The sequence below is a fragment of the Micromonospora sp. NBC_01638 genome (assembly GCF_045209745.1).
Lineage (GTDB): Bacteria > Actinomycetota > Actinomycetes > Mycobacteriales > Micromonosporaceae > Micromonospora.
Map to the genome: position 1 here is coordinate 855,226 of NZ_CP109273.1, position 14,508 is coordinate 869,733.

The window sequence follows — 14,508 nt, forward strand, 5'->3', positions numbered from 1 at the left end:
GACCAAACGTGAAGCACCCCATCCGCCCGACCGAAGGTGATCATGCCGCCGGTCGGGCAACGCCTCGACGGAACAGGTCAGAAGCCCAGCTTGCGCAACTGCTTCGGGTCGCGCTGCCAGTCCTTCGCGACCCGCACGTGCAGGTCGAGATAGACCCGACTGCCGAGCAACTCCTCGATCTGCCGGCGGGCGTTGGTGCCGACCTCCTTGAGCCGGCTCGCCTTGTGACCGAGCACGATCGCCTTCTGGCTGGGCCGTTCCACGTACAGGTCGGCGTAGATCTTCATGACCTGACCCTCGGGGATCATCTCCTCCACGATCACCGCGATGGAGTGCGGCAACTCGTCACGGACCCCCTCCAGGGCGGCCTCCCGGATCAGCTCCGCGACCAGCACCTGCTCGGGATCGTCGGTCAGCATGTCGTCCGGGTAGAGCTGCGGCGACGGCGGCAGGTAGCTGGTCATCACGTCGACCAGCGTGTCAACCTGATGCCCGGAGACCGCGCTCACCGGCACGATCTCGGCGAACTCGCCCATCTCGCTGACCGCGAGCAACTGCTCTGCCAGGCGACGCTTGTCCACCAGGTCGGTCTTGGTGACAACTGCCAGCACGGTCGCCTTCAACTCGGCCAACTCGCCGCTGATGAACCGGTCACCGCGCCCGACCGGCTCGTCCGCCGGGATGCAGAGGCCGATCACGTCGACCTCCGTCCAGGTGGACCGGACCAGGTCGTTGAGGCGCTCGCCGAGCAGCGTACGAGGACGGTGCAGGCCCGGTGTGTCGACCAGGACCAGCTGCGACTCCGGCCGGTGCAGCACGGCCCGGATGACGTGCCGGGTGGTCTGCGGTTTGTTCGAGGTGATCGCGATCTTGGTGCCGACGATGGCATTGGTCAGCGTCGACTTGCCGGCGTTGGGCCGGCCCACGAAACAGCCGAACCCGGCCCGGTACGGCCGCGCCTCCGGGTCCTGCACGGGGCTCACTGAGTCACCGTGCCGAGGACCGTGCCGTCCGGAGCGGCCACGTGGATCGGCGCATCCACCGCGAGGTCACGTACCGCCGCGTGCCCGGCGCCATCCAGCGTCGACGCCTCGGTCACCACCACTGCGGCCTCCAGCCGGCTCGCCCCGGCCGCCACGGCCGACGCGACCGCCAACTGCAACGCGGTGAGGGTCAGCGAGGGCAACGCGACACTGGCCGCCGCGTACGTCCGGCCGTCCTGGTCCCGGACCGCGGCGCCCTCCACGGCGCCGACCCGGCCTCGGGCTCCCCGGGCCAGGGCGACGAGCTTGCCGTCCTCGGCGCTCAGCGGGGCCGACGCGGTGGGGGCGGGCGGGGCGGCAGGCGCGGCGGGTGTGTCAGGCATCGGCGGATTGCCTCTCGTCGTCTCGATATTTGTCGGTGTCGTCCCCGGGGCCAGCGTGCTCGCCACGCCCCGCGGTGTCCTGCTCATGGCCCGACTCCACCCGGCTGACCAGGACGGTGTCGATCCGGTTGCGCCGGCCCGTGGTGCCCTCGGCGATCAGCCGGAGGCCGGCGACCTCGGCCTCCGCACCGGGGATCGGCACCCGCCCCAGCGACTGGGCGAGCAGGCCACCGACCGTTTCCACCTCGTCGGTGGCAAGATCGGTGTCGAACATCTCGCCCAAATTCTCCACCGGCAAGCGGGCGGTCACCCGCACCGAGGAGTCCGCCAGACGTTCGACGGGCGGGCGCTCGACATCGTACTCGTCGGTGATCTCACCGACGATTTCCTCCAGGATGTCCTCGATGGTGACCAGACCGCCGGTGCCGCCGTACTCGTCGACCACGATGACCAGGTGGTTGCGGGCCGCCTGCATCTCCGACAGCAGGTCGTCGACCGGCTTGGACTCCGGTACGAAAGTCGCCGGGCGCATCAGCTCGGCCACCGGCACCTGCTCGGCCTCCGGGTCACCGCCGCGGGAACGCCGGATCAGGTCCTTGAGATAGAGCACACCCAGCACGTCGTCGACACTCTCGCCGATCACCGGAATACGGGAGAAACCGGAACGCAGGAAGAGCACCAGCGCCTGCGCGAGCGTCTTGCCCTCCTCGATCCACACCATCTCCGTACGCGGCACCATCACCTCACGGGCGATGGTGTCGCCGAGCGCGAAGACCGAGTGGATCATTTGACGCTCGCCGTGCTCGACCACGCCGCGCTGCTCGGCCAGGTCGACAAGCTCACGCAACTCCACCTGGGTGGCGAACGGCCCCTCCCGGAAGCCACGCCCTGGGGTGACCGCGTTGCCGATCAGGATCAGCAGCGACGCGAGCGGGTTGAGCGCCCGGCCCAGCCAGCGGACCAGCGGTGCCACCGCCCGACCCACGGCGTACGCGTGCTGCCGGCCGATGGTGCGCGGAGCGACGCCGACCGCCACGAAGCTGACCACGGTCATCGCACCGGCGGTCACCAGCGCGGCGCGCCAGCCGGCGCCGAAGCTGTCCACGGCGACGAGCGCCACCAGCGTGGTGGCGGTCAGCTCGGCGAGCAGCCGCAACAGGAGGAGAAGGTTGAGGTGCCGGACGACGTCGCCGGCGACGACCTGGAGGGTACGAGCGCCCCGCACGCCGTCGCGGGCCAGCTCGGCGGCCCGGGCCGGCGAGACCGCGGCGAGCGCCGCCTCGGTCATCGCGATCAGACCGGCCAACACCACCAGGCCGGCCGCGAAGACGATCAGCTGCAGGTCGGGAAGGCCGGCGGTGGTGCCGGCCGCGAGTAACGGAGATGTGGACATCACTGGGTGCGGGTCGACCGCCAGCTCGCCAGCAGTCGGGCCTGGAGCGCGAACATCTCCCGCTCCTCCTCCGGCTCGGCGTGGTCATAGCCGAGCAGGTGCAGCACGCCGTGCACGGTGAGCAGGTGCAGTTCGTCGGCCGGTGCGTGCCCGGCGGTCGCCGCCTGCTTGGCCGCGACCTCGGGGCAGAGCACGATGTCGCCGAGCAGGGCCGGCTCACCACCGGCCGGTGCGGACTCGCCCGGACCGTGGTCGACGCTGCCCTCATCCATGGGGAAGGCGAGCACGTCGGTCGGGCCGTCGCCACCCATCCAGCGGTGGTTCAGCTCGGTCATGTAGTCGATGTCGACCAGCAACACGGACAACTCGGCGAGGGGGTTGACCCCCATCTCGTCGAGGGAGTGCCGGGCGACGGCGAGCACGGCGTCGGTGTCAACCTCGACACCGGACTCGTTGGCGATCTCGATGGACAACTGCTTTCCTCTGCTTTAGCGGCGGCGGCCGGCTCGGCCGCCCTGGGCGGGTCGCCCCGGCACGGCGTGAACGCCCTGCGCCTGCTGGTTTTCCCGCTCGGCGTCCCAGCGGGCGTACGCGTCGACGATCTCCCCGACCAGCTGGTGGCGGACCACGTCGGTGCTGGACAACTGGGCGAAGTGCACGTCCTCGACGTTTTTCAGGATCTCCCGGACAACCTTCAGGCCGCTGCTCGTCCCGCCGGGAAGGTCCACCTGGGTGATGTCACCGGTCACGACGATCTTGGAGTTGAAGCCGAGCCGGGTGAGGAACATCTTCATCTGCTCGGGCGTCGTGTTCTGCGCCTCGTCCAGGATGATGAACGCGTCAGAGAGGGTTCTGCCCCTCATGTACGCGAGGGGCGCGACCTCGATCGTCCCCTGGGCCATCAGCTTCGGGATCGTCTCCGGGTCGAGCATCTCGTGCAGCGCGTCGTAGAGCGGGCGCAGGTACGGGTCGATCTTGTCGTTGAGCGTGCCGGGCAGGAAGCCCAGTCGCTCACCCGCCTCCACCGCCGGCCGGGTCAGGATGATCCGGTTGACCTGCTTGGTCTGCAACGCCTGGACGGCCTTCGCCATGGCCAGGTAGGTCTTTCCGGTGCCGGCCGGGCCGATGCCGAAGACGATGGTGTGCGTGTCGATCGCGTCGACGTACCGCTTCTGCCCCAGGGTCTTGGGACGGATGGTGCGCCCGCGACGGGAGAGGATGTTGAGGCTCAGAACCTCGGCGGGCCGCTCGGCACTGCCCTGCTCGAGCATGCCGACGGTACGCCGGACGGCGTCAGTGGTCAGGGTCTCGCCTTTCTCGATGAGTTCGAGCAGCTCGCTGAAGACCCGCTCGGCGAGGGCGTTGTCCGCGGGGTCGCCAGTGATGGTGATCTCGTTGCCGCGGACGTGCACGTCACTGCTGACCGAGCGTTCGACGAGTCGTAGGATCTCGTCGCCTGCGCCGAGGAGATTGACCATGATCTTCGAGTCGGGCACGGTGATCCTGGTCTGCACCCGGGGCGGGCCGGGAGGTGGGGTGCCGGTCATAGGTTGGGCCGAAGGGCCCTGCGCCACCTGCTCTCGATCTCGGCGCCGGCCTGCTGGCACGGCGTGCGGACGTTCCACCCATCGTATCGGTTCAACGCGGGCCGCATCGCGCCCATTTCCGCTGGCCGCGATCAGCTCCCGGCCCGGAAGTCATACCGGTCGAAGGTCTCCTGGTGGCGGGTGAACCGGTACGTCGCCCAGTGCATCCGGACCACCGCGCCGGTCTCGTCCCGGGTCAGCCGCAGCAGCTCACCGGCCTCCCGACCGGAGACCGTGCGGAACACGTCCGGTTGGTCCGGCAGTGGGGTGAAGATCGCCGGGGGGCGTCCTGCCGGGTCGCCGGCCCCGCGCGCCCGCAGGGTGCCGTCGTGCCAGGAGAACACGTACTCGAAACCCTCGCCCCACCAGCGACCGAGCACGCCCCGCAGGCCCGCCGGTGCGGGTGCGCCGGGCCGCCATGGCTCGACCTCGGCCGGGTCGTGCTCGACCGCCGCGGCGAGCAGCCGGTGCGGCAGGTCGAACAGTTCGGCCGCCGTGCCGGACGAGCCGAGCACCGCGGCGCCCATCGCGCCGGCCGTTCCGTCGCCGCCCCGCCGGCCGTACACCGCGGCGAGGAAACCAGGCATCGCCCCGTCGTGCCCCACGTGCATCACCCGCTCCCCCTGCGGGACCAGGATGAGCCCGAGCCCGAAGCCCGCGCCCCAGAGCGTCTCGTCGGTGGTGGTCACCGGCCAGCGCATCTCGTCCAGGGTGGCGGCGACAAGCACCGCGCCGGCCGGGTCCAGCGCCCCCGGGTCGGCCAGGAACGCGGCCCAGCGGGCCATGTCGGTCGCGGTGCTCCAGAGCTGGGCGGCCGGGCCGACCGCACCGAAGTCGGTCGGCGGCTCCGGGTGCGCCTCGTCGGAGTACGCGTCGACCAGGAACCCGGTGGCCGCCGTCGGCCGAGGGGTCACGGTGGTGTCGGTCAGCCCCAGCGGCATCAGGATCCGCTCGGTGAGCGCCTGCGCCCAACTCTCGCCGCGTAGCCGGGCGACCAGTTGGCCGAGCACGGCCAGTCCCAGGTTCGAGTAGTGGAACCGGCGGCCGGTCGGCAGCACCCGCTCAGCCCGGTCCAGTTCCGCGAGCAACTGGTCGGCGTCCGGGGCGCGCAGACTGTCCCAGACGTCGCCGAACGGCTCGCGTTGCAGGCCACCCGTATGCGACAGCAAGCGGCGGATGGTCAGCTCGCCGTGCGCCGTCAGGTCCAGGTGCCGGCCCACCGGGTCGTCCAGATCCAGCAGCCCGTCGTCACGGCACTGCAGAACCAGCACTGCGGTGAAGGTCTTGGTGACCGAGCCGATCCGGAACTGGGTGCCCGGCCCCAGCGCGCTGTCGGTGCCGGTGCCGCCGACCGTGCAGCTCCACAGCGGCCGGTCGGCCCGGTGCAGCGCCGCCGACACCGCCGGCACCCGGCCGTCGGCCTGCACCCGCCGGACCAGCCGACCCAACCGGTCGTACACGTCGGGGGCGGCCGTCACGCCAGGTCCCGGGCGAGCATCGGGCCGAGCGGCGCGCCACCGAGCAGGTGCGCGTGCGCGTGGAACACCTCCTGTCCCCCGTACGCGCCAGTGTTGAACATCAGCCGGAAACCGTCGCCGAGCAGCCCCTCGTCCTCGGCCACCGCGGCGGCCGTGGCCAGCACCTCGCCGGCCAGCGCCGGATCACCCTCGGCGAGGGTGGCGACGTCGGCGTAGTGCTCCTTCGGAATGACCAGGACGTGCACCGGCGCCTTCGGGCCGATGTCCCGGAAGGCGAGCGTGGTGGCGGTCTCCCGGACCACGGTGGCCGGGATCTCCCCGGCGACGATGCGGCAGAACAGACAGTCGGATCCCATCGGGGCAGTGTAGGGAAGTGCCGCGGGCTGGGGCAGGATGGCCGGCATGACGGATCGGGCGGTACTCGTGACCGGGGCCTCGCGCGGGATCGGCCGCGCGGTGGCGAGGGCGTTCGCGGCCAGCGGTGACCGGGTGGCAATCCACCATCGCGACTCCGCGGACGCGGCCGAAGAGCTGCGCGCGCAGCTGCCCGGCACCGGGCACGTGGTGGTCCGCGCCGACCTCACCGATCCGGACGCGGTCCGGGCCATGGTGGACCGGGCCGCCGAGCTGCTCGGCGGGCTCGATGTGCTGGTCAACAACGCCGGGGTGTACGGCGACCGGGACGACCCGCACCCGATCTTCGGCGCCACCTACGAGCAGTGGCAGAAGCGCTGGCGGCAGGTGCTGGAGACCAACCTGACCGGCGCCGGCAACGTCACCTGGTGCGCTGCCCAGCACATGCGGGAACGCGGCGGGCGGATCGTCAACGTCTCGTCCCGGGGCGCGTTCCGGGGCGAGCCGGACCAGCCGGCGTACGGGGCCAGCAAGGCAGGGCTGAACGCACTGGGCCAGTCCCTCGCCGTGGCGCTCGCCCCGTACGGAATATCGATCGCCACCGTCGCTCCGGGCTTCGTGGCAACCGACATGGCCACTGAGCACCTGCGCGGCGAGCAGGGCGCGGCGATTCGGGCGCAGAGCCCGTTCGACCGGGTGGCCCAGCCGGAGGAGATCGCCGCGGCCGTGCACTGGCTGGCCTCTCCACAGGCCGAGTGGGCCTCCGGCGCGATCGTCGACCTCAACGGCGCCTCCTACCTGCGCAGCTGACGTCGGCACGGCCGCTGATTCACCCGGCCAGGAAGGTGGCTGGCGACGAGCTCCTCAAGCTCCAGGACTGGATCAAAAAGTCCGACGAGCGACCGGTGATCGTCTTCGAGGTCCGGCACGCGCCCGCCCCCCGCCGCGTCGATCTAGGGCATACCGCTGCTAATGGATCTCCCCCTGACGACAATCTGCCCTAGATCGACGGGGGGGCGGGGGCGGCGGGGCGGGGGCGGCGGGGCGGGGGCTACCAGCGGTCGAGGCGGGTGGCGAGCACGCTGAGCGCGGCCACGCCAGCGGTGGAGGTGCGCAGCACGGCCGGGCCGAGCCGGACCGGCCGGCCGCCGGCCGCGCGGAACGCGGTCAGCTCGGCCGAGTCGATGCCACCCTCCGGGCCGACCACCAGGACGATCTCCCCGGCGGACGGCAGCTCGGCGGTGGTCAGCCGTTCGTCAGCCTCCTCGTGCAGCACGAACCCGGCGGCGGCACCAGCGATCCGGCGGGCCACCGTGGCGGTGGACTCGTCCGGCGCACCGGCCACCACCGGCAGCCAGGGACGGCGGGCCTGCTTGGCGGCCTCCCGGGCGGTGGCCACCCACTTCTCCCGGGCGCGTACGCCCCGGTCGCCCCGCCACTGGGTCACCGAGCGGGCGGCCGCCCAGGGCACGATCTCGTCGACCCCGACCTCGGTCATCGCCTGCACGGCCAGCTCGCCCCGGTCGCCCTTGGCGATGCCCTGCACGGTCACCAGCCGGGGTACGGGTGCGTCCGCGTACCCCCGGGAGGTGATGGTGACCTCCAGGCTGCCCCGGCCGACGGCGGTGACCACGGCGGCGGCCGTGCCGCCCCGGCCGTCGGCGAGCAGCAACTCCTCGCCGACGCGCAGCCGCTGCACGGTCGCCGCGTGGTGCCCCTCCGGGCCGTCCAGGGTCAGCGCGTCGCCGGTGGGCAGCGCCTCGACCAGGAACAGCGGCGCCGACACCTCAGGCGTGCCCGTTGAACGCGTCGCGCATCCGGGAGAAGAAGCCGCCCTGCTTGGACAGCTCGGCGACCTCTTCACCGCGGGTCTTGGCGAAGTCCCGCAGCATCTTCTCCTGGTCCGGGTCGAGCTTGGTCGGCGTCCGCACGTCCAGGTGCACGTAGAGGTCACCCCGGCCGGTGCCGCGCAGGTGCGGCACGCCCCGAGCGCGCAGTCGCAGTGTGCTGGCCGGCTGGGTGCCGGCCTTGACGTCGAGCGTCTCCTCGCTGTCCAGGGTCTTGATGGTCAGCCGGGTGCCGAGCGCCGCCGCGGTCATCGGCACGGTGACGCGGCAGTGCAGGTCGTCGCCCTTGCGGGAGTACACGTCGTGCGGCCGCTCGTGGATCTCCACGTAGAGGTCACCGGCGGTGCCGCCACCCGGGCCCACCTCGCCCTGCTGGGCCAACCGGATCCGCATGCCGTCCTCGACGCCGGCCGGGATCTTGACGGTCAGCGAGCGGCGGGTGCGCACCCGGCCGTCGCCAGCACAGGTGGGGCAGGGGTGCGGGATGGTGGTGCCGTAACCCTGGCACACGGTGCACGGCCGGGCGGAGACCACCTGACCGAGGAAGGTGCGCTGCACCGACTGCACCTCGCCCCGACCGGCGCACGCCTCGCAGGTCGCCAGGTGGGTGCCGGCGGCCGTGCCGGCGCCGGAACAGGTGGTGCAGAGCACCGCGGTGTCGACGGTGATCGGCGCCTCGACGCCGAACGCCGTCTCGTGCAGATCAAGCTCGAGCCGCAGGATCGCGTCCGCGCCGGGCCGGGTACGCGGACGGGGGCCACGGGCACCGCCCGCCGCGCCACCGAAGAACGCGTCCATGATGTCCTGGAAACCGACGAACGGACCGGCTCCGCCGGGGCCGCCCGGGCCGCCGGCACCGCCGCCACCCGGTGCGAGCGGGTCGCCACCCAGGTCGACGATCTGCCGCTTCCGGTCGTCCGAGAGGACCTCGTACGCGGCGTTGATGTCCTTGAACTTCTCCTGAGCCTCCGGGTCCGGATTGACGTCCGGATGGAACTGGCGCGCCAGCTTGCGGTAGGCGCGCTTGATCTCGTCGTCGGAGGCTTCTCGGCTCACACCGAGAATGCCGTAGTAGTCCCTGGCCACTGCGTTCCGTGTCCTCATGTTCGTCTCGCGTTGGCCGATCCGGCGGCAGCAGCCGGCCGTCGGCCCTGACTGATCAGTTCTGGGCCAGCAACTCGCCCACGTAGCGTGCCACGGCGCGCACCGTGGCGATGGTGCCGGGGTAGTCCATCCGGGTGGGCCCCAGCACCCCCAGGCCGCCGACGATGGTGGCGCCCGGGCCGTACCCGGTGCTGACCACGGAGGCGGCCCGCAGGTTGTCGAACTCGTTCTCGTCGCCGATCAGCACCCGGGTCGTGCTCGGCTCGGTCTCGCCGATGAGTTTGAGGAGCACGACCTCCTCCTCCAGCGCCTCGAGGATCGGCCGGAGGGAGCCTTGGAAGTCGAGCAGGCCACCTCGGGTGAGGTTGGCGGTGCCGGCCAGCGCGATGCGCTCCTCGTGCCGCTCGACGAGCGTCTCCAGGAGCACCGTGGCGAGCGTCGTCATCGCCGGACGCAGCTCGGTGGGCGCCTCCTCGACCAGCGCCTGCACCAACGGTGGCGTATCGGACAGCCGGGCGCCGGCGAGCTTTTCGTTGACCAGCCGGCGCAGGTCGGTGACGTCGTCGGGGGGCACCGGCCCGGGCAGCTCCACCAGCCGCTGCTCCACGCGCCCGGTGTCAGCGATCATGACGAGCATCAGCCGGGTGGTCGAGATCGGCACCAGCTCCAGGTGCCGCACCGAGGAGCGGGCCAGGCTCGGATATTGCACGACGGCCACCTGCCGGGTCAGCTGAGCGAGCAGCCGTACCGTGCGGTGCACCACGTCGTCGAGGTCGACCGCGCCGACCAGGAAACGCTCGATGGCCCGGCGCTCGGCCGGGCTGAGCGGCTTGACCCGGGACAATCGGTCGACGAAGAGCCGGTAGCCACGGTCGGTGGGCACCCGGCCGGCACTGGTGTGCGGCTGCCGGATGTAGCCCTCCTCCTCCAGCACGGCCATGTCGTTGCGGACCGTGGCCGGGGAGACCCCGAGCTGGTGCCGCTCGACCAGCGCCTTGCTGCCGACCGGCTCCTGGGTGGAGACGTAGTCCTCGACGATCGCGCGGAGCACGGCGAGCTTCCGGTCGTCGAGACCCATCCTCCGCACCTCCTGTCGCACGTCGGCCGCCGGCGCCATGGGCCGGCCGGGCCGTCCTGGCACTCGACTGTAACGAGTGCCAGTCTACGACGGCGTACCCGCCAGCGCGATGATCAACGGTGGCTCGTCGGTGCGGCCCCCGCCACCCGACTGGGCCGATCGGCCCACACTGCCGGCCGGTGTCGCTCTGGTGCGGCGTTGCCACTGGCCCCTACCGTGACACCCATGACTGAACCTCCTCGCCCTCCCGGAGCGGGTGACCCCGGCAACTACCCGCCGGAGCCGACCTCTCCGGGCCCGTTCCCTTCGGCCGAGCCACCCACCGCACCACTGTCCGGGGCACCTGGCCCGGGCGGCTATCCCCCGCCCGGTGGCTATCCGCCGCCCACCGGTGACCAACCGCCGTCAGGTGGCTACCCTCCGGCTGGCGGCTATCCACCGGCTGGCGGCTATCCACCGCCCGGGGGCTACCCCCCGGCTGGCGGCTACGGGGGCGCCTACGGCGGTCCCGGCGGCGGCTACGCCAACAACGAGGACAAGACCTGGGCGCTGGTCGCCCACTTCGGCGGCGCCCTCGGTGCGCTGATCAGCTTTGGTCCTCTGGGCTTCGTCGCCCCGCTCATCGCCTACCTGGCCCGCGGCAACCAGTCGCCGGCCGTCCGGGCGCACGCCCTGGCCGCCCTGAACTTCCAGATCCTCTGGTCGATCATCGCGTTCGTGCTGCTCTTCGTGAGCTGGTGCCTGCTCTTCCTGCCCAGCATCGCCGTTGTGGTGATCCAGATCCTGTTCGGGATCATCGCGGGCATGAAGGCCAACGAGGGCGCCCCCTACCGCTACCCCATGTCGGCCAGCTTCATCAAGTGAGCCGGGCCGGCCGCTCCCCCGGCCGGCCCGTAGCACCCGCTGCCCCGTTCCGGGGCAGCGGGCCCGCTCAGGGCAGCAGGTCGCGGACGACCGCGTCGGCGAGCAGCCGCCCGCGCAGGGTGAGTACCGCCCGGCCGGCCGCGTACGCCTCGGTGTCCAGCAGGCCGTCGGCCAGCGCCCGCTCGGCGCCGGCTCGGCCGCTGGCGTCGAGCACCGCCAGCGGCAGGCCGCTGGCGAGCCGCAGCCGCAGCATCACGTCCTCCATGTGCGCCTCGTCGACCGTGAGCACCTCCCGGGCCAGGCCGGGAGACGCGCCCGCAGCCAACCGCTGGGCGTACGCCGAAGGGTGTTTGACGTTCCACCAGCGGACCCCGCCGACGTGGCTGTGCGCCCCCGGCCCCAGCCCCCACCAGTCCGCGCCGGTCCAGTAGAGCAGGTTGTGCCGGCACCGGGCCTCGTCGGCGCGAGCCCAGTTGGAGACCTCGTACCAGGACAGGCCGGCCGCGTCGAGGGCGGCCTCGGCGGCCAGGTAGCGGTCCGCGGCCACGTCATCACTGGGGTACGCCAGCTCGCCGCGCCGCATCCGGGCGGCCAGCCGGGTGCCGTCCTCGACGATCAGGGCGTACGCGCTGACGTGGTCCACCCCGGCGGCCACGACCTGCTCCAGCGAAGCGGCGAAGTCCTCGGCCCGCTCCCCCGGTGTCCCGTAGATCAGGTCCAGGTTGACGTGCTCGAACCCGGCGTCTCGCGCCTCCAGTGCGGCGGTGGTGGCCCGGCCGGCGCTGTGCTTGCGGTCCAGGATCGCCAACACCCCCGGGGAGGCGGACTGCATGCCCAGCGAGATCCGGGTGTAGCCGGCGGCCCGCAGCCGCTTCAACGATTCCGGGGTGACCGATTCCGGGTTGGCCTCGGTGGTCACCTCGGCGTCGGCGGCCAGCCCCCAGGTGCGGTCGATGCCGTCGAGGATGCGGGCCAGGTCGTCGGCGGGGAGCAGGGTGGGCGTGCCGCCGCCGACGAACACGGTGTCGACCCGGGGCGGCGGCCTGTCGCCGAGCACCCGGGCGGCAAGTGCCAGCTCGGCGAGGACGGTGTCGGCGTACCCCTCGCGGCTGGCACCGCCGCCCAACTCGGCGGCCGTGTAGGTGTTGAAGTCGCAGTAGCCGCAGCGGCTGGCGCAGAACGGCACGTGCACGTACACGCCGAAGCCGCGCGCGCCGACCGCCGCGGTGGCGGTGGCGGGCAGGGATCCGTCGACGGGGACGGTCTCACCATCTGGAAGGACGCCGGGCATGGCCACTAGTGTGCCCGGCATGACCTCTCCCGACGTCCTCGTGCGGGTCGCCACGGCCCGTGGGGTGACCACGCTCACCCTGGACAGCCCACACAACCGCAACGCGCTCTCCACCGGCCTGATGACCCAGCTGCTGGCCGGGCTGGCCGACGCGGTCGCCGACGACGCGGTCCGGGTGATCGTGCTCGACCACCGGGGCCCGGTCTTCTGCTCGGGTGCGGACCTGAAGGAGACCGCAGCCGCGTACGCCAGCGGGACGGTGCCGGCCGGGATGCTGGGCGACGTGCTCGCCGCGCTCTGGGAGTGCCCGAAGCCGGTGCTGGCCCGGGTGGCCGGGCCGGCGCGGGCCGGTGGGCTGGGTCTGATCGCCGCCGCCGACCTTGCGATCTGCGCCGATCAGGCGACGTTCGCGTTCACCGAGGTGCGGATCGGGGTGATCCCGGCGGTGATCTCGGCGACCGTGCTGCCCCGCCTGCACCCGCGCGCCGCCGCCGAGCTGTACCTCACCGGGGACATTTTCGATGGGCGGCGGGCCGCTGAGATCGGCCTGGTCACCGCCTCCGTGCCGGCGGACGAGCTGGACGCGGCGGTGCAGCGGTACTGCGGCTCACTGGTACGGGGCGCGCCCGGCGCGTTGGCCGGCGCGAAGGAGTTGCTGCGCCGGCCGGGCACTGCCGAGCTGCGTGGCGACCTGGCCCGGCTGTCCGCCCTCTCGACCGGCTACTTCCTGTCCGACGAGGGGCGCGAGGGGGTCACGGCGTTCCGGGAGAAGCGGCCGGCGCGATGGGTGGCCGCTCTCGACGTCTGAGCCTCCGGGTAGGCGTTGCTGTTCGTGGCCCTCTGCTCTGCTTCAACCGGCGCAACACTCGCTGTCCGGATAGCGGACGTGCGGGGTCTCAACCAGGGCGGGCGACAGGGCGACGGCGACCCGGCAGGTGAGATCACGACCGGAGCGGGAACGTCGCCAACCGGTACGCGACAACGCAGCCGCCCCCGAACCGGCCAACCCGGACCCGAATCGCTCGGACGACCCGGAGAGCGCAGGCGGGGACGTACGCTTGTCGGACTGTCGATCTGGGGGTGTGGGTGCGAACTCGGGCAGCTGTGGCGGGTGGAGTCGTGCTCATCCTCGTCGCCGTGATCGCGATCTGGCTCGTCGTACGGCAGGTCGGTGACCGCCTCCAGCTGCCGTTGACAGCCCGGAAGTGCACCGTGCAGGCCGACGGCCGGGTCGCGCTGGACGCCGATCAGATGGCCAACGCGGCAACGATCGCGGCGATCGGCGCGAAGCGCGGAATGCCCGAGCGGGCCGTGGTGGTCGCACTGGCCACCGCGTACCAGGAGTCCGGGCTGCGCAACCTCGCCGACGGCGACCGCGACTCGGTCGGCCTGTTCCAGCAGCGACCGAGCCAGGGCTGGGGCACCCCGGCGCAGATCCGTGACCCGCGCTACGCCTCCAACCGGTTCTACGCGGCGCTCAAGAAGGTGCGCGGCTGGGAGGAGATGCGCGTCACCGACGCCGCCCAGCGGGTGCAGCGCTCGGCCTTCCCCGAGGCCTACCAGAAGTGGGCCGACGACTCCGAGGTCCTCAGCCGGGCCCTGCTCGGCGACGCCACCGGCGCGGTCGCCTGCACGGTGGGGCGTACCCCGGTGATGCACGGTGCGGCGGCGGCCGCGCAGCTGACCCGCAACCTGGTGTTGGACTGGGGGTTGAAGGGCACCGACCCGACGGACCCCACCGGGCTGGCGGTGACTCCCGGCGACCAGCGCGACGGCTGGCGGTACGCGCACTGGCTGGTTTCACACGCCCAGGACCACGGGGTGAAGCGCGTCAGCTTCGGCGACCTGGAGTGGACCGCCCGGGGCGGCACCTGGGAGCGGGTCGCCGGCCAGCAGAGCCCCGCCGGCCAGGTGGTGGCCGAGGTGTTCAACGAGGGCTGACCGACCCGGATCTCTTAACCGGCAGTAAACGCACAATCGGACAAAATACCGCAACGACCCCTATTGATCACGGGGGCATCACTCTACGCATCGTCCTCGCTGCACCGGGTCCCACTGAGACCAGCTCGCGCAACACGCCTTCCCCGATGCCACGGCTACCGCGTTACGATCGGCGGCCTGTGCCAGAAAAAGGTTTCACCTCATGG

The 14,508-nt window shown here is 72.1% G+C and carries 15 protein-coding genes; 4 read left to right on the forward strand and 11 right to left on the reverse strand.

All coding sequences use genetic code 11. The features are described 5' to 3' along the window. Positions 1-77: 77 nt before the first annotated feature. The 7 genes from era to OG811_RS03905 form a co-directional block, all read right to left on the reverse strand. Positions 78-974: a GTPase Era gene (gene era / locus OG811_RS03875; RefSeq protein WP_406075495.1), complete on the reverse strand. Its 897-nt coding sequence runs from the start codon at positions 972-974 to the stop codon at positions 78-80. 5 nt (positions 975-979) lie between these two features. Continuing rightward, entirely contained in the window at positions 980-1,366 is a 387-nt protein-coding gene (locus OG811_RS03880; RefSeq protein WP_406072182.1) for a cytidine deaminase, read from the reverse strand. Beyond that, positions 1,359-2,783: a hemolysin family protein gene (locus OG811_RS03885; protein ID WP_406075497.1), complete on the reverse strand. Its 1,425-nt coding sequence runs from the start codon at positions 2,781-2,783 to the stop codon at positions 1,359-1,361. The genes OG811_RS03880 and OG811_RS03885 overlap by 8 nt, the downstream gene beginning before the upstream one ends. Next, on the reverse strand, positions 2,759-3,232 hold the full coding sequence (ybeY, locus tag OG811_RS03890) for an rRNA maturation RNase YbeY (RefSeq protein WP_406072184.1): 474 nt from the start codon (positions 3,230-3,232) through the stop codon (positions 2,759-2,761). The genes OG811_RS03885 and ybeY overlap by 25 nt, the downstream gene beginning before the upstream one ends. Positions 3,233-3,247: 15 nt before the next feature. Next, on the reverse strand, positions 3,248-4,306 hold the full coding sequence (locus tag OG811_RS03895) for a PhoH family protein (protein ID WP_406072186.1): 1,059 nt from the start codon (positions 4,304-4,306) through the stop codon (positions 3,248-3,250). A 131-nt stretch (positions 4,307-4,437) separates the two neighbouring features. Then, a complete protein-coding gene (locus tag OG811_RS03900) occupies positions 4,438-5,823 on the reverse strand; it encodes a serine hydrolase domain-containing protein (RefSeq protein WP_406072188.1) in 1,386 nt (461 codons plus the stop codon). Beyond that, entirely contained in the window at positions 5,820-6,179 is a 360-nt protein-coding gene (locus OG811_RS03905; RefSeq protein WP_406072189.1) for a histidine triad nucleotide-binding protein, read from the reverse strand. Before OG811_RS03905 ends, OG811_RS03900 begins: the two co-directional genes overlap by 4 nt. 46 nt (positions 6,180-6,225) lie before the next feature. Between OG811_RS03905 and OG811_RS03910 the strand changes: the two genes are divergently transcribed. Further along, positions 6,226-6,987: an SDR family NAD(P)-dependent oxidoreductase gene (locus OG811_RS03910; protein WP_406072191.1), complete on the forward strand. Its 762-nt coding sequence runs from the start codon at positions 6,226-6,228 to the stop codon at positions 6,985-6,987. Between the two features lie 241 nt (positions 6,988-7,228). On the opposite strand, the gene OG811_RS03915 is transcribed toward OG811_RS03910, so the two are convergent. The 3 genes from OG811_RS03915 to hrcA form a co-directional block, all read right to left on the reverse strand. After that, positions 7,229-7,963, reverse strand: coding sequence for a 16S rRNA (uracil(1498)-N(3))-methyltransferase (locus OG811_RS03915; RefSeq protein WP_406072193.1), 735 nt, complete (start codon positions 7,961-7,963; stop codon positions 7,229-7,231). A gap of 1 nt (position 7,964) precedes the next feature. Continuing rightward, a complete protein-coding gene (dnaJ, locus tag OG811_RS03920; RefSeq protein ID WP_357859150.1) occupies positions 7,965-9,110 on the reverse strand; it encodes a molecular chaperone DnaJ in 1,146 nt (381 codons plus the stop codon). A 73-nt stretch (positions 9,111-9,183) separates the two neighbouring features. After that, positions 9,184-10,206 (reverse strand): heat-inducible transcriptional repressor HrcA, encoded by a 1,023-nt coding sequence (gene hrcA / locus OG811_RS03925; protein WP_406072194.1) that lies wholly within the window; start codon positions 10,204-10,206, stop codon positions 9,184-9,186. 225 nt (positions 10,207-10,431) lie between these two features. On the opposite strand from hrcA, the gene OG811_RS03930 reads away from it, so the two are divergent. Beyond that, the gene (locus tag OG811_RS03930) at positions 10,432-11,070 is read left to right on the forward strand and encodes a DUF4870 domain-containing protein (RefSeq protein WP_406072196.1); all 639 of its coding nucleotides are present in this window, start codon (positions 10,432-10,434) and stop codon (positions 11,068-11,070) included. A 67-nt stretch (positions 11,071-11,137) separates the two neighbouring features. Here OG811_RS03930 and hemW read toward each other — a convergent pair whose 3' ends face one another. Beyond that, entirely contained in the window at positions 11,138-12,361 is a 1,224-nt protein-coding gene (gene hemW / locus OG811_RS03935; protein ID WP_406075499.1) for a radical SAM family heme chaperone HemW, read from the reverse strand. A gap of 19 nt (positions 12,362-12,380) precedes the next feature. Between hemW and OG811_RS03940 the strand changes: the two genes are divergently transcribed. After that, positions 12,381-13,169, forward strand: a complete 789-nt coding sequence (locus tag OG811_RS03940) for an enoyl-CoA hydratase-related protein (RefSeq protein WP_406072198.1) — start codon at positions 12,381-12,383, stop codon at positions 13,167-13,169. 272 nt (positions 13,170-13,441) lie between these two features. Continuing rightward, positions 13,442-14,302 carry a hypothetical protein gene (locus tag OG811_RS03945; protein WP_406072200.1) on the forward strand — a complete coding sequence of 287 codons (861 nt, stop codon included), beginning with the start codon at positions 13,442-13,444 and terminating at the stop codon, positions 14,300-14,302. Positions 14,303-14,508 lie beyond the last annotated feature (206 nt).